At 58.6% G+C, this 15,164-nt stretch carries 16 protein-coding genes; 11 read left to right on the top strand and 5 right to left on the bottom strand.

What is annotated here, in order from left to right:
- The first annotated feature begins 294 nt into the window (after positions 1-294).
- The 10 genes from sucC (at position 295) to GOW04_RS22170 (ending at position 10,852) form a co-directional block, all read left to right on the top strand.
- Positions 295-1,488 carry an ADP-forming succinate--CoA ligase subunit beta gene (sucC, locus tag GOW04_RS15185; RefSeq protein ID WP_171233114.1) on the top strand — a complete coding sequence of 398 codons (1,194 nt, stop codon included), beginning with the start codon at positions 295-297 and terminating at the stop codon, positions 1,486-1,488.
- A gap of 97 nt (positions 1,489-1,585) precedes the next feature.
- Positions 1,586-2,413: a glycosyltransferase family 25 protein gene (locus GOW04_RS15190; protein ID WP_171233115.1), complete on the top strand. Its 828-nt coding sequence runs from the start codon at positions 1,586-1,588 to the stop codon at positions 2,411-2,413.
- A gap of 13 nt (positions 2,414-2,426) precedes the next feature.
- Positions 2,427-3,308 carry a succinate--CoA ligase subunit alpha gene (sucD, locus tag GOW04_RS15195; RefSeq protein ID WP_152456828.1) on the top strand — a complete coding sequence of 294 codons (882 nt, stop codon included), beginning with the start codon at positions 2,427-2,429 and terminating at the stop codon, positions 3,306-3,308.
- A 131-nt stretch (positions 3,309-3,439) separates the two neighbouring features.
- Positions 3,440-3,952, top strand: coding sequence for a DUF805 domain-containing protein (locus tag GOW04_RS15200; RefSeq protein ID WP_171233116.1), 513 nt, complete (start codon positions 3,440-3,442; stop codon positions 3,950-3,952).
- A complete protein-coding gene (locus GOW04_RS15205) occupies positions 3,949-4,491 on the top strand; it encodes a DUF805 domain-containing protein (protein ID WP_152456826.1) in 543 nt (180 codons plus the stop codon). Before GOW04_RS15200 ends, GOW04_RS15205 begins: the two co-directional genes overlap by 4 nt.
- Positions 4,488-7,445, top strand: a complete 2,958-nt coding sequence (locus GOW04_RS15210; protein ID WP_171233117.1) for a 2-oxoglutarate dehydrogenase E1 component — start codon at positions 4,488-4,490, stop codon at positions 7,443-7,445. Before GOW04_RS15205 ends, GOW04_RS15210 begins: the two co-directional genes overlap by 4 nt.
- A 3-nt stretch (positions 7,446-7,448) precedes the next feature.
- Entirely contained in the window at positions 7,449-8,963 is a 1,515-nt protein-coding gene (gene odhB / locus GOW04_RS15215; RefSeq protein ID WP_171233118.1) for a 2-oxoglutarate dehydrogenase complex dihydrolipoyllysine-residue succinyltransferase, read from the top strand.
- A gap of 2 nt (positions 8,964-8,965) precedes the next feature.
- On the top strand, positions 8,966-9,235 hold the full coding sequence (locus tag GOW04_RS15220) for a hypothetical protein (RefSeq protein WP_152456823.1): 270 nt from the start codon (positions 8,966-8,968) through the stop codon (positions 9,233-9,235).
- Between the two features lie 72 nt (positions 9,236-9,307).
- Positions 9,308-10,696, top strand: coding sequence for a dihydrolipoyl dehydrogenase (lpdA, locus tag GOW04_RS15225; protein WP_171206053.1), 1,389 nt, complete (start codon positions 9,308-9,310; stop codon positions 10,694-10,696).
- 27 nt (positions 10,697-10,723) lie between these two features.
- Positions 10,724-10,852, top strand: coding sequence for a hypothetical protein (locus GOW04_RS22170; protein ID WP_256367778.1), 129 nt, complete (start codon positions 10,724-10,726; stop codon positions 10,850-10,852).
- Between the two features lie 21 nt (positions 10,853-10,873).
- Here GOW04_RS22170 and GOW04_RS15230 read toward each other — a convergent pair whose 3' ends face one another.
- Positions 10,874-11,452 carry a TetR/AcrR family transcriptional regulator gene (locus GOW04_RS15230; RefSeq protein ID WP_171233119.1) on the bottom strand — a complete coding sequence of 193 codons (579 nt, stop codon included), beginning with the start codon at positions 11,450-11,452 and terminating at the stop codon, positions 10,874-10,876.
- Between the two features lie 103 nt (positions 11,453-11,555).
- On the opposite strand from GOW04_RS15230, the gene GOW04_RS15235 reads away from it, so the two are divergent.
- Positions 11,556-12,149 carry an NAD(P)H-dependent oxidoreductase gene (locus GOW04_RS15235; RefSeq protein WP_171233120.1) on the top strand — a complete coding sequence of 198 codons (594 nt, stop codon included), beginning with the start codon at positions 11,556-11,558 and terminating at the stop codon, positions 12,147-12,149.
- 20 nt (positions 12,150-12,169) lie between these two features.
- Here GOW04_RS15235 and GOW04_RS15240 read toward each other — a convergent pair whose 3' ends face one another.
- The 4 genes from GOW04_RS15240 to GOW04_RS15255 are packed head-to-tail and all read right to left on the bottom strand — an operon-like array spanning position 12,170 to position 15,075.
- Positions 12,170-12,775, bottom strand: a complete 606-nt coding sequence (locus GOW04_RS15240) for a pyridoxamine 5'-phosphate oxidase family protein (RefSeq protein WP_171233121.1) — start codon at positions 12,773-12,775, stop codon at positions 12,170-12,172.
- Complete coding sequence (locus tag GOW04_RS15245; protein ID WP_171233122.1) at positions 12,759-13,502, bottom strand: 1-acyl-sn-glycerol-3-phosphate acyltransferase; 744 nt, start codon at positions 13,500-13,502, stop codon at positions 12,759-12,761. Before GOW04_RS15245 ends, GOW04_RS15240 begins: the two co-directional genes overlap by 17 nt.
- A complete protein-coding gene (locus GOW04_RS15250) occupies positions 13,502-14,401 on the bottom strand; it encodes an ABC transporter permease (protein WP_152456817.1) in 900 nt (299 codons plus the stop codon). The genes GOW04_RS15245 and GOW04_RS15250 overlap by 1 nt, the downstream gene beginning before the upstream one ends.
- On the bottom strand, positions 14,398-15,075 hold the full coding sequence (locus GOW04_RS15255) for a cell division ATP-binding protein FtsE (protein WP_152456816.1): 678 nt from the start codon (positions 15,073-15,075) through the stop codon (positions 14,398-14,400). The genes GOW04_RS15250 and GOW04_RS15255 overlap by 4 nt, the downstream gene beginning before the upstream one ends.
- Between the last annotated feature and the right edge of the window lie 89 nt (positions 15,076-15,164).

Raw genomic sequence — 15,164 nt, forward strand, 5'->3', positions numbered from 1 at the left:
CGAATAACAGACCGGCCCGTTTCAGGGCCGGTTTTCTTTTGGTCCGCGCATGTCCCGGTCGCAAATGTTGGCGCAAACGCCGCAAATCCCTTTTTTCGAATGTGATTTTCTGACGCTGCGCAGTTTTTTCGAATCGTTTTGCCACATCAGAAATTTTGTGATCACACCCTAAAATCCCGTGATCACAAATGTTGAAAATCTTCGCTAAAAACCCATCGAGCATCAAAAAACCCTTTAAACTTGCCCGCTAGACACCCCTATAACGATTAAACGCAGTCAGACGGGACAGTTTCGATGAACATTCACGAATATCAGGCCAAAGCCCTCCTTCGCAGCTATGGCGCACCGGTGTCCGATGGTCGCGCCGTGTTGCGCGCCGAAGAAGCCAAAACCGCAGCAGGTGAGCTGGACGGCCCGCTTTGGGTTGTCAAAGCACAGATCCACGCAGGTGGTCGCGGCAAGGGTTCGTTCAAAGAGGCCGACGCCGGTGAAAAAGGCGGTGTTCGTCTGACCAAATCGGTTGAAGAAGCCGCCGAAGAAGCCAAAAAGATGCTGGGCCGTACTCTGGTCACGCATCAGACCGGTCCGGCAGGCAAGCAGGTCAACCGCATCTATATCGAAGCAGGCTCGGGCATCGAGCGCGAACTGTACCTGGCCCTGCTGGTAGATCGTCAAACCAGCCGCATTTCTTTCGTCTGTTCGACCGAGGGCGGCATGGACATCGAAGAGGTGGCCGCCGCAACGCCCGAGAAAATCCTGTCCTTCTCGGTCGATCCGGCCACCGGTTACATGCCGTATCACGGTCGCCGCATCGCCTTCTCGCTGGGTCTGGAAGGCCCGCAAGTCAAGCAATGCGTCAAACTGATGGGTCAGCTCTATCAAGCCTTCGTCGAGAAGGACATGGAGATGCTGGAGATCAACCCGCTGATCGTTTCCGACAGCGGCGATCTCAAGGTGCTGGACGCCAAGGTCGGCTTTGACGGCAACGCGGTCTACCGCCACCCCGACATCGCCGAGCTGCGCGACACGACCGAGGAAGACCCCAAGGAGCTGGAAGCCAGCAAATACGACCTGAATTACATCGCGCTGGATGGTGAGATCGGCTGCATGGTCAATGGCGCCGGTCTGGCGATGGCGACGATGGACATCATCAAGCTGTATGGGGCCGAGCCTGCCAACTTCCTCGACGTGGGTGGCGGTGCGACCAAAGAGAAAGTGACTGAGGCGTTCAAGATCATCACCTCAGACCCGCAGGTCAAAGGCATTCTGGTCAACATCTTCGGCGGCATCATGCGCTGTGACGTCATCGCCGAGGGCGTTGTCGCCGCGGTGAAAGAGGTCGGCCTGAAGGTTCCGCTGGTCGTGCGTCTGGAAGGCACGAATGTCGAAAACGGCAAAGAGATCATCAACACCTCTGGCCTGGACGTGATCGCGGCGGACAACCTGAAAGACGGTGCCGAAAAGATCGTGAAAGCGGTCAAGGGGTAATCTTGTTCAAATGGGGCTGGCCTCGGGCCCGCCCCATCGCGGCTAAAACCAAGCTGAAAAGCATTGCCGCGCAAGGCCGAAAGAAGCAATCGATCTGATGACCATCCCAATCTTCCTCATAGGCTTGGAACGCGCCACAGGGCGGGCGCGTTTGATGGAGCAGGAGCTGCAAAAGGCAGGCCTGTCGGCGACGCGCGTCAATGCTGTTGATTGCGACGCCGCCACCCGTGAGGATTTCCTGCGCGACTGTCGGGCCGAGGGGCCGTGGGGCTATTTCCATACCAAGGACATGGCCTGCACCCTCAGCCATGCCAAAGCATGGGAGGCGCTGATCGCCTCGGGCGCGGAACAGGCGTTGATCCTTGAGGATGATGTGTTTCTGACACCGGAACTGGCAGACTGGCTGAATGATGCCTCATGGTGGCCCGCAGATGCCGATATCGTCCGGTTCGAACGCTGGCGCAGCACGAAGCTTTACGTGGCACTTGGACGCAAGCGGTTGTCCCATTTGGGGCGGGAACTGCGCCTGATGCGCTCGCGCCATCCCGGTGGTGCAGCTTATGCGCTGACACGCGAAGCGGCCCGGCACTTCCTGGCCCAGAAACCCTTTGACATTACGCTGGATGGTTTGTTGTTCAACCCTTCCGCCTCGCCCGCGGCGCGTCAGATCAACATCTATCAGGTGATCCCGGCCATGGTCGAACAGGGCAACGAAGCGCCCGGCGAATACAATATGGGTGCGCCGCGCGCGCGGCCAACAGGCTGGCCCCTGATCCGGCAAAAAGTAAGGCGTGGCATCGCTGAAATCAGCAGCGGCCTGCGCACGACGGCCAACCTGGCCCTGGGACGTGCCACGCTCGAGAAAATTACCTATGCGCCGCAGGTTCTGCCGGCGACTGAACCCAATCAATCCAACACCGCCTAGAGAAAGGGACAAAATGGCAGTCCTCATCGACGAAAACACCAAAGTGATCTGTCAGGGCTTTACCGGCTCGCAGGGTACATTCCACAGCGAACAGGCCATTGCCTATGGCACCAAGATGGTCGGCGGCGTCACCCCCGGCAAAGGCGGGATGGAGCATCTGGGCCTGCCCGTGTTCAACTCGGTCCACGAGGCCAAGCACGTGACCGAAGCCAATGCCAGCGTGATCTATGTGCCGCCGCCGTTTGCTGCGGATTCGATCCTCGAAGCGATTGATGCCGAGATGGAAGTGATCGTCTGCATCACCGAAGGCATCCCGGTGCTGGACATGATGAAGGTGAAGCGCGCGCTGGAAGGCAGCAAATCCCGCCTGATCGGCCCGAACTGCCCCGGTGTGATTACACCCGACGCCTGCAAGATCGGCATCATGCCCGGCCATATCCACAAGCGCGGCTCGGTCGGCGTTGTGTCCCGCTCGGGCACCCTGACCTATGAGGCCGTCAAGCAGACCACCGATGTGGGTCTGGGCCAGTCCACCTGCGTGGGTATCGGCGGCGACCCGATCAAAGGCACCGAGCATATCGATGTGCTGGAATGGTTCCTGGCCGATGACGAGACCGAGTCGATCATCATGATCGGTGAGATCGGTGGCTCGGCCGAGGAAGAAGCTGCGCAGTTCCTGGCGGATGAGGCCAAGAAGGGCCGCAAAAAGCCGACCGCCGGTTTCATCGCAGGCCGCACAGCCCCTCCAGGCCGCCGTATGGGCCACGCAGGCGCGATTGTCGCCGGTGGCAAAGGCGGCGCCGAAGACAAGATCGAAGCCATGCGCTCGGCCGGTATCGTCGTGGCCGAAAGCCCCGCCCAGCTGGGTGAGGCTGTGCTGGAAGCGATTGGGTAAGCTGTGATTGCCCATAGCGCATATGTGCTGAGGGCAGCGCCCGACCGCGGGTGGGTGCAAAGCGCCCGCCCATGGGGGCGGTCGGGCGCTGCCCGGCGGTGTCGCCGGGCGGGTGGGTATTGATGGGACCAATGCAGGCCATATCGACCGGATTTCGGAAAACCTTTGTTTGTTCCGGCAGAGCCACACGCTCAGAATTCTGGTGGTTTGCACCGGTCGCGCTTGTCTTGCCGATCGTAACAGCAACACAGCTTAAATGGCAGAAAGCCGAGATTCGGGGCACCTGGCAACTGTTTGTCGTTATGGTAGCCTGTGTCCCTCTGCTATCGGCCATGAGCCGCCGGTTGCAAGATACTGGTGAGGAGGGTCGTCAGGCATTCTATCCATTCATGCCTTTAATTATTCTCTGGTTAGGTTATCAGGTGACATACTGGCTTGGGTTAGTCCTGCTAGCCAGTAGCGGTTTCGGCATCCTCTTTCTCGGGTTGTTCGTCATCGTGCTTATCGCCGCAGCGCTCCTTATTGGATTTATTGGATTTATCACAAGCGCACTGGTTGCATCCAACGTTCTTGGCATGATTCTTGTAGCATCAGATCCGCAAAGCAATCGCTTCGGAGCGCCCGAGGGAGGAGTGACACCATGACCTTCTCTGACGCGATCCGCACCTGTTTCTCCAAGTTTTTCACCTTTTCGGGTCGTGCCTCGCGGCCCGAGTACTGGTTCTTTTTCCTGTTCATCGTGATCTGGAACATCATCGCCGGCATCATCGACTGGCAGTTCTTCACTCAGGTCGCGATCACCGAAAGCGATGAGGTGAAATCTGTCACCGCAACGTCCTCGGCTCCGGTGCAGAGCATCGTCGGCCTGATCGTCTTCTTCCCGCATCTGGCCGTTGCGTGGCGGCGGATGCACGATACCGGGCGCAGTGGGCTGTACGCCCTGCTGCCGATCCTGCTGATCCTTGGGGCCTTTGCCGTCCTGATCTTTGGTATCGGGATCGCCTCGAGTTTTCAGCATGGCGGAACGCTCGACATTTTGTTTACCCGCGCAACATTGCTGATCGTCATCCCGACACTTATCGTTCTGGTGGTGTCGCCCCTCCTGGTGCTGTGGTGGCTGACCCGCCCCAGTCAACCAGGCACCAATCAATACGGTCCCAACCCACATGAGGTAGCCCAATGACCGAACACTCGCCCAATACTGCCTTTCATGCCTCAAGCTTCATGCAGGGGCATAACGCCGAATACCTGGAACAGCTTTATGCGCAGTACACCAAGAACCCCGGTGCGGTAGACGCTGCCTGGGTCGAGTTCTTCAAGGCCATGGGTGACGCCGCGCCTGATGTGCAGCGTGAGGCCGAAGGGCCTTCGTGGGCGCGCACGGACTGGCCGCCCATGCCAGCGGATGATCTGACCGGTGCGTTGACCGGCGAGTGGGCCGAGATTGACGCCAAGGCCGCAGGCAAGAAGATCAAGGAAAAGGCCGCCGACAAAGGTGTCGAAGTCAGCGATGACCAGATCAAGCGCGCGGTGCTGGACAGTCTGCGGGCGCTGATGCTGATCCGGGCCTATCGGATCCGGGGCCATCTGGCCGCCAACCTTGACCCTCTTGGCATGCGCGCGGCCAGCAATCATCCGGAACTGGATCCCAAAACCTACGGCTTCACCGATGTCGATATGGATCGCCCGATCTTTATCGACAACGTTCTGGGACTTCAGGTCGCCTCGATGCGGCAGATCGTCGAGATCGTGAAACGGACCTATTGCGGTACTTTTGCGCTGCAATACATGCACATCTCGAACCCGGAAGAGGCTGCATGGTTGAAAGAGCGCATTGAGGGTTATGGCAAGGAAATCCAGTTCACCAAGGAAGGCCGCAAAGCCATCCTGAACAAGATGGTCGAGGCCGAAGGCTTTGAGAAATTCCTGCACGTCAAGTACATGGGCACCAAGCGCTTTGGTCTCGATGGCGGTGAGGCGCTTATTCCGGCGATGGAGCAGATCATCAAGCGTGGCGGCGCGCTCGGCCTCAGTGATATCGTGATCGGGATGCCGCACCGGGGCCGTTTGAACATTCTGGCCAATGTGATGGGCAAACCGTACCGCGCCATTTTCAACGAATTCCAGGGCGGCAGTTTCAAACCCGAAGACGTGGATGGTTCGGGCGACGTGAAATACCACCTCGGTGCTTCAAGCGATCGCGAGTTCGACGGCAACAGCGTGCACCTGTCGCTGACGGCGAACCCGTCGCATCTTGAGGCGGTGAACCCTGTGGTTCTGGGCAAGGTCCGCGCCAAGCAGGATCAGTTGGGCGACACGGACCGCACCAAGGTCATGGCCATTCTGCTGCACGGCGATGCAGCCTTTGCCGGTCAGGGCGTCGTAGCCGAAGGCTTTGGCCTGAGCGGTCTGCGCGGGCATCGCACCGGTGGGACAATGCACATCGTAGTGAACAACCAGATCGGCTTTACCACCGCGCCGCATTTTTCACGCTCCAGCCCTTATCCGACGGATATCGCGCTGATGGTCGAGGCGCCGATCTTCCACGTAAACGGGGATGACCCCGAGGCAGTTGTTCATGCAGCCAAGGTGGCGACCGAGTTCCGCCAGAAGTTCCACAAGGACGTGGTTCTGGATATCTTCTGCTACCGCCGGTTTGGTCACAACGAGGGCGACGAGCCCATGTTCACCAACCCGATCATGTACAAGAAGATCAAGACGCATAAGACCACGCTGTCCTTGTATACGGAACGCCTGGTCAAGGATGGCCTGATCCCCGAGGGTGAGATCGAGGATATGAAGGCGGCCTTCCAGGCTCATCTGAACGACGAATTCGAGGCCGGTAAGGACTATAAACCCAACAAGGCCGATTGGCTGGATGGGCGCTGGTCGCATCTTGACAAGAACAAAGACGAATACATGCGCGGCGAGACGGCGATTTCGCCGGAAACCATGGCCGAAATCGGTGATGCCCTTACCCGCACACCAAGCGGATTTGCCATGCACAAGACGGTTGGTCGTCTGCTTGAGCACAAGAAACAGATGTTTGAAACCGGTAAAGGCTTTGACTGGGCCACTGGTGAGGCGCTGGCCTTCGGATCCCTGCTGACCGAGGGCTACCCGGTACGCCTTGCAGGTCAGGACGCCACGCGCGGCACCTTCAGCCAACGCCATTCCGGATTCGTTCATCAGGAAACCGAAGAACGGTATTACCCGCTGAACAACATTCGCGCAGGTCAGTCGCATTACGAAGTGATCGACTCGATGCTGTCCGAATATGCAGTGCTCGGCTTCGAATACGGATACTCGCTGGCCGAACCAAATGCGTTGGTCCTGTGGGAAGCCCAGTTCGGGGACTTCGCCAACGGCGCGCAGATCATGTTCGACCAATTCATCAGTTCGGGTGAATCGAAATGGCTGCGGATGTCCGGCCTGGTCTGTCTGCTGCCGCATGGGTTCGAAGGGCAAGGCCCCGAACATTCGTCGGCAAGGCTGGAGCGGTTCCTGCAAATGTGCGGTCAGGACAACTGGATCGTGGCGAACTGCACGACGCCTGCGAACTATTTCCACATCCTGCGCCGCCAACTGCACCGGACATTCCGCAAGCCGCTGATCCTGGTGACGCCGAAATCACTTCTACGCCACAAGCTGGCAGTCAGCTCCGCCGAGGATTTCACCACCGGATCCAGCTTCCACAGGGTGCTGTGGGATGATGCCCAGAAGGGCAATTCCGACACCAAGCTGGTGGCGGATGACAAGATCAAACGCGTGGTGATGTGTTCCGGTAAAGTCTATTTCGACCTGCTGGAGGAACGCGATGCTCGCGGCATCGACGACATTTATCTGATGCGGATCGAACAGTTCTATCCCTTCCCGGCACATTCTCTGATCAACGAGCTTGAACGGTTCAAGAATGCCGAAATGGTCTGGTGTCAGGAAGAGCCCAAGAACCAAGGTGCGTGGACCTTTATTGAACCCAATATCGAATGGGTTCTTTCCCGGATCGGCGCGAAACATACCCGTCCGGCTTATGTCGGTCGCGCAACCTCGGCCTCGCCCGCGACGGGCCTGGCCAGCCAACACAAAGCCCAACAAGAAGCGCTGGTTAACGAAGCGCTGAGCCTCGAAGGAAAATAAGCGATGACGATTGAAGTTCGTGTTCCCACGCTTGGCGAGTCGGTCACCGAAGCCACTGTTGCAACATGGTTCAAAAAGCCCGGCGATGCAGTCGCCGTGGATGAGATGCTGTGTGAGCTGGAGACTGACAAGGTGACGGTCGAAGTGCCCTCTCCCTCAGCCGGCGTGATGGGTGAGATTGTGGCCGCCGAAGGCGACACGGTTGGTGTCGATGCTCTGCTGGCGACGATTGCTGCCGGTGAAGGTGCGGCCGCGCCTGCCCCGGCAACAGCCGCAGCAACCCCCGAGGCCGCACCCTCTGCATCGGGCGGGTCGGTTGACGTGATGGTGCCCACGCTTGGCGAATCCGTGACTGAGGCGACTGTTTCGACCTGGTTCAAGCAAGTCGGCGACAGCGTCGCGCAAGACGAGATGCTGTGTGAGTTGGAAACTGACAAAGTCTCGGTCGAGGTACCCGCCCCGGCTGCGGGTGTTCTGGCGGAAATCGTCGCGCCGGAAGGTGCAACTGTTGATGCAACCGCAAAGCTGGCAGTCATCTCGGGCGCAACCGCAGGCGCAGCCCCTGCACCGGCTGCTGCTGTGGCTGCTCCTGCTGCGGCAAGCACCGGCAAGGATGTTGCAAATGCGCCGTCTGCCGAAAAGGCGATGGCCGAGGCCGGGTTGTCAGCCGATCAGGTCACCGGCACCGGTCGCGATGGTCGCATCATGAAGGAAGATGTAGCCAAGGCGGTTGCGGCTGCTTCGGCCCCCGCACCTGCGGCGGCTGCGCCGGCGCCCGTTGCTCAGGTTTCGCGCGCACCGGTTGCTGCCGAAGATGAAGCCCGCGAAGAGCGTGTACGGATGACCCGTCTGCGTCAGACCATCGCCAAGCGCCTGAAGGATGCGCAGAACACCGCCGCGATCCTGACCACCTATAACGAGGTGGACATGACCGAGGTCATGGCCCTGCGCAATCAGTACAAGGACCAGTTCGAGAAGAAGCACGGTGTGCGCCTGGGCTTCATGTCCTTCTTCACCAAGGCCTGCTGCCATGCCCTGAAAGAAGTGCCCGAGGTCAATGCCGAGATCGATGGCACCGACATCGTCTACAAGAACTTCGTTCACATGGGTGTGGCTGCTGGCACGCCGCAGGGTCTGGTTGTTCCGGTCATTCGCGACGCGGACAGCATGTCCTTTGCAGCCATCGAAAAAGCCATCGCCGAAAAGGGCAAGCGCGCCCGCGATGGCAAACTTTCGATGGCCGAGATGCAGGGCGGTACCTTCACAATCTCGAACGGTGGTGTTTACGGCTCGCTGATGTCCTCGCCGATCCTGAACCCCCCGCAATCGGGCATTCTGGGCATGCACAAGATCCAGGAACGCCCGATGGTCATCAATGGCGAGATCAAGATCCGCCCGATGATGTATCTGGCCCTGTCCTACGACCACCGCATTGTTGACGGCAAGGGCGCGGTAACCTTCCTGGTTCGCGTGAAAGAGGCGCTTGAAGATCCGCGCCGCCTGCTGATGGATCTGTAACCATGGCGACACATGTACTCTGGCAGGCCGATGTGGCCGATTTCGACGCCTGGCTGAAAGTGTTCCGCGAGGACAAGCCGATGCGCAAGGCCGCGGGTATCCGCGACCTGCATGTCTGGCGCGATCCCGATCAGAAGGACCATGCAATCGCGATGTTCGAGGTGATCAACCTGGACAAGGCGAAGGCATTTTTCGGATCCGAGGAATTGGCAATGCACCATGAACGAGGCGGCATTGCGCATATCTCGATCAAGCTGCTGGAACCCGTTTGACAATAGATATTCCCGACCTGCCAGATCGGGTCGGGAAAGCGCCGGATCGTCCGGTCGGTTTAGGAGAATGTAATGGCAAACTATGACGTCATCGTAATCGGCGCCGGACCCGGCGGCTATGTCTGCGCGATCCGCTGCGCTCAACTGGGCTTGAAAACCGCTGTAGTCGAGGGGCGCGAAACGCTGGGTGGCACTTGCCTGAACGTGGGCTGCATCCCGTCAAAAGCTCTGCTGCATGCCAGCCATCAGCTTCATGAAGCCGAACACAACTTTGCCAAAATGGGCCTGAAGGGTAAATCGCCTTCGGTCGATTGGAAACAGATGCAGGCCTATAAAGATGAGGTGATCGAGGGCAACACCAAGGGCATCGAGTTTCTGTTCAAGAAGAACAAGATCGACTGGCTGAAAGGCTGGGGCTCGATCCCTGCGGCCGGCAAGGTTCAGGTTGGCGATGAAATCCATGAAACCAAGAACATCATCATTGCGTCAGGCTCCGAACCGTCCTCGCTGCCCGGTGTCGAAGTGGATGAGAAAGTCGTTGTGACCTCAACCGGCGCGTTGTCTCTGGGCAAGATCCCGAAGAAAATGGTGGTGATCGGCGCGGGTGTGATCGGGCTGGAACTGGGTTCGGTCTACAGCCGCTTGGGTGCCGAGGTGACAGTGATCGAATTCCTCAAGGAAATCACTCCGGGCATGGACCCGGAAGTACAGAAGACATTCCAGCGTATCCTCAAGAAACAGGGGCTGAATTTCATCATGGGTGCAGCGGTGCAGAAAACCGAAGCAACCAAGACCAAGGCCAAAGTGACATACAAGCTGCTCAAGGACGACAGCGAGCATGTGATCGACGCCGATACCGTGCTGGTGGCCACCGGGCGCAAACCTTATTCCGATGGTCTGGGGCTGGACGCTCTGGGCGTCGAGATGACCCCGCGCGGCCAGATCAAGGTGGGTGCGGACTGGCAAACCAACGTACCGGGGATCTATGCCATCGGTGACGTGATCGAAGGCCCGATGCTGGCGCACAAGGCCGAAGATGAAGGCATGGCCGCCGCGGAACAGGTTGCGGGCAAGCATGGCCATGTAAACTATGGTGTCATTCCGGGTGTGATCTATACGTGGCCCGAGGTCGCCAATGTCGGTGAAACCGAGGCGACGCTCAAAGAACAAGGCCGTGCCTACAAGGTCGGCAAGTTCATGTTCATGGGCAACGGCCGCGCCAAAGCCAACTTTGCCTCTGACGGGTTCGTCAAGATCCTGGCCGACAAGGAAACCGACCGTATCCTGGGCGCCCATATCATCGGCCCCGCAGCAGGCGATCTGATCCATGAGGTCTGCGTGGCGATGGAATTCGGCGCATCCGCCGAGGATCTGGCCCTGACCTGCCACGCGCACCCGACCTATTCCGAGGCTGTGCGCGAGGCCGCACTGGCTTGCGGCGATGGTCCGATCCACAGTTAGGCAGGTCGGGCTCCGCCCGTTTGACGCGTGAAAGGTCCACCGGACCTTTCATCGGCTGCGCCGAACCACGTCAAACCCTGCCACGCGCATCCGACCTATTCCGAGGCTGTACGCGAGGCCGCACTGGCTTGCGGCGACGGCCCGATCCCCAGCTGACAACCTTGATCCCGACAGCGATCAGCCTGTCGGGGTCAACCAGGCATCCAGATAGGTCTCCAACCTGTCGGTGAATGTCGTCGCGGAATGCAACGCGCAGAATCTTAGTGACATGGCCTGAATGGCAAAGGCCTGCACACCTTCGGCCAATAACTCGGGTGGCACGTCCTTGCGCACCTCTGCATCTTCGAGCCACAGCATCACGACGCGGAAATATCGCTCAAAACAATAGGCCACCGGTCCTATTTCGGCGACGGCCGTCGCACCGGAATACCTGATCAACAGATCGAATACATATCGCTCGGATGTCATGAAACTGTGAACCGGTTCCAGCGCCGCGATGATTTCTGCAACAGTTTTGGGTGGTGTTCCGGCCTCGGCCTGATCAAGACAGGCGTTCAGCTTGTCTGCGATCAAAATTTCCATCAGCGCATCCTTGTCGTGAAAATGCGCGAAAAAAGTGCCCTTCGCGACCCCTGCGGCCTTTACGACTTCTTCCACCCGTAACGCTTCATATCCGCCATTGCGGATGACCTCTTCAGCGGCCGCAAGAAGCTTGGCGCGGGTCTTGATCGTACGTTTCTGAATTGTCTTTTGCATATGGCTCAATCGCATAATTTCTGACCGTGGTCAAATTTTTATTGACCGTGGTCACTTTTTGATTCTATAAATTGACCACGGTCACTTTTTCAGGAGATACCCGATGCAAACGAAAAAGATTCTCATCCTTGACGGACACCCCGCAGAAAGCAGCCTGTCACGCACATTTGCCGAAACATACAAGGACGCGGCCCGCAAAAACGGGCACGATGTACGATTGGTTCATCTGAGCGATCTGCAATTCGATTTTGATTTCGGTCAGGGCAATTATCACGACTTCAAACCACTTGAGCCGGTTCTGGAACAAGTGCTGCAAGACTTTGAGTGGAGCGACCATCTGGTCCTGACCACCCCCATGTGGTGGGGCGGCCTTCCAGCCAAACTCAAAGGACTGATCGACCGAATGTTCATTCCGGGGCGAACCTTTGACACACGGAACACTACCAAGATCGGGTTTCCGGCCCCGATGCTGACAGGGCGCACCGCGCGTGTCATCCTGACGTCAGACACGCCGGGATGGTTCATGCGCCTGATATACCGGCAGGCGCTTATCCGTCAGGTACGGGACCAGATTCTTGGGTTCGTCGGCTTCAAACCAACGCGTTTCACCTATTTTTCCGGTGCAAGCTATCCCAAGCCCGGCAGCGTAGATCGCTGGGTGGAAAAAGTATCAAGGATCGGGGCCGCTGCGGTTTGAACCACAGCCGACACCCACATCTACCACATCGTTTTTGCGGCGCGTGCAAGCCATTCCTCGTCATATTGCGCGCCGCCTTCCACGCCGTCTGATGCCTCGGACAGAAGCTGGCCTATCGTGGGAAGATTGCCGCTTTCGTCACCACTTGACCAGATACGCGCCCGGATCAGAGCACGGGCACATTGGCTGTATATCTCGGCGATTTCAACGACGATAACGGTCGCTGGGCGTTTGCCGGCCTTCTCGAATTGATGCCGCAGGGTCTCATCCGCCGTTACCCGCGCCAACCCGTTCACCCGAACGACGTTGTTGGACCCCGGAACAAGGAACATCAGCGAAACACGTGGATCGCGCACGATATTGCGCAAACTGTCCAGACGGTTGTTGCCGCGCCAGTCCGGCAGAGCCAGCGTATTCGCATCCAGGTCTTTAACCACCGGGCCATCATCGCCCCGAGGGCTGCCATCCACACCTTCAGGACCAACCGTGCTGAGCACACACAGGCGCGATGCAAGGATCCACTTTCGATAGAGAGGCGTCAGTTGATGAACGACCTTTCGCAAGGACGGAGCACCGGGCCGACCATACAAAGCTTCAAGCGTTTCAATGTCACGAATGTGCTCCATCCGGATCAAACCCCACTTCCCGCATCAACTCGTTGGAACGTGTTTCTATCACATCTTCCAGCCGGGCAAGGAATTCGTCCCGGCCAACACCCGGCTCGATTGGGTCGAGGAAATCGACGATCGCAAGGCCCGGTTTGCGCATGACACCCGTTCGGGGCCAGAAAACGCCAGCATTCGTCGCGACCGGAACGCAGGGAAAGCCGAGCCCTTCGTAAAGAACGGCTGTTCCAACCTTGTAAGGTTTCTTCGCACCGGGCGCCACACGTGTCCCTTGCGGGTAAATCACAAGCTGCCCGGGTTCCGAAAACTCTTTCGACACATCTTTGACCATCTTGGTCACGGCAGCACCGCGCTTGCCGCGATTGACCGGAATACAGCCAAGTCGCCGCGCATACATTCCAATGACGGGAGTAAACAAAAGCTCGCGCTTCATGATGAACTTGCCGTGCGGAATGGCATCAAAAATGATGATGATATCAAGAAACGACTGGTGTTTTGCGGCTATGACCACCTCATTCGTTGGGACCGTACCCCGCACTTCACACCGAATGCCAACCATCCAACGAGCCAGCCACATGGTGCTGCGCGCGTAGGTCTTGCACGCCCTCAGGGCGCCAGCCTTGGAAAACAGTGCATAGGGCAGAAAGACAATGCCAAGGATCAGCATCCAGGCGTAGATCACGATCATGAAGATCAATGACCGAACCCATTGAACAGCCATCAACATCAGGAAAGCTCCTTCAATTTGCGTCGGGCCGCAGCCCAGGTGGCAAAAAACGCGACCATGGCACCAAGGATCGGAATAAGAACCGGCAACGCCCAGTCTTTGCCCTGAAAGCCGACGCCAGCCAGAAAACCACCCGATTCCGAGGCTTCGGGCAGCATCAGAACACCGGTCATGCCCAGCAATGTACCGACCGATGCCCCAAAGAATGCGCGATATGTAAACCGCCTTACGAATGCGCCCGCTATGAACCCATCGCGTGCACCGACCAGGCGCAGCACTTCGATGATCTGGGCATTTGCGGCAAGCGACGCGTTGGCGGCAAGGGTAATCATGGCAGCGGTCGCACCTCCGATCAGCAGGATCGAAATCCACCCCAGACGACGCAGGGACATCGCCGCATCAACCAAAGGCTCCCGCCACCGCGTGTGATCATCCAGTACGGCGCCCGGCACCTCGGCTCCCAGTCGCAAACGCAACCCAGCCACGTCGATGCCCGGTTCGGTTTCAATGATCTCGATAAGCTGCGGCACGGGCAGCGTATCCAGCGGCAGATCCGGCCCGAACCAAGGGGCAAGCAACGCCGCCTGCTCTTCCTGCGTCAAGGCACGGGCCGAGGCCACGCCAGGCGTCTGGCCCAGAACGGTAAGCGCCGCCTCGGTCTGGGCTGCACGCTGTTCCGCTGGCGCGTTGATACGCAGGGTTGCAGCTCCGGCCAGTTCCGAGGCCCAGCGATCCGCAATGCGCCCCGACGCCAGAGACAGGGCCAGGGCGAATACCGCAAGAAACGCCATCGCACCCGCGACGAACAGAGTCAGGTGCGCCGTGTATCCCGTTGGGGGAACAACCCGGTCTGCCCGTTTGTCACCGCGCAACAGATTTCTGAGGTCAGGACTGATCACAGATCCGCCCCCGCCAGTTGCAGCTTGCGCTGCGAAATACGCAAGACACGGGCCTGTACCTGGCTTTTGGCCGCGCGGATAAGGCTCAGATCATGGGTGGCGATCAGGACGGTTTTGCCCATCCGGTTCAGTTCGATCAGAAGACGCAGCAGCCGTTGCGACATTTCCCAGTCAACATTGCCTGTCGGCTCATCCGCCAAAACCACGTCAGGCGACAATATGACGGCACGCGCCAGAGCGGCCCTTTGCCGCTCGCCGCCGGACAGTTCAGGCGGGAGCGCTTCGAGCCTGGCGCCAAGACCCACCCAGCTGAGCAGCTCGGTCAGGTTTTCCTGCTCGGATGTTTCCGAACGCCCGGACACCATCAACGGCAACGCGACGTTTTCTGCAAGCGTCATGTGGTCAAGGAACTGACAATCCTGATGCACGACACCAACGCGGCGACGCAATACGGCCAGCTGGTCGCGATCAAGCGTTGAAATATCCTGGTCAAACACGCTCAACCGCCCCGAGCTCGGCAGCAGGGCACCATAGCACAGCTTGAGCAACGTGGTCTTGCCCGCCCCGGAAGGCCCGGTCAGAAAGTGAAACGAACCCGGCTGCAATTGTACCGAGACATCACTCAGCAATTCACCGCCACCATAGGTGTAGCTGACATTTTCCAGCTCGATCACACGTGCCCCCGTTATTTTGCCGCTCTTCTTGCCCGAGCATGGTGATGGTTTCAATGGCTCTACCGAGTCCAATTGGTGACACTTGACCC

This window comes from Ruegeria sp. HKCCA4812, from assembly GCF_013034245.1.
Taxonomy (GTDB): Bacteria; Pseudomonadota; Alphaproteobacteria; order Rhodobacterales; family Rhodobacteraceae; genus Ruegeria.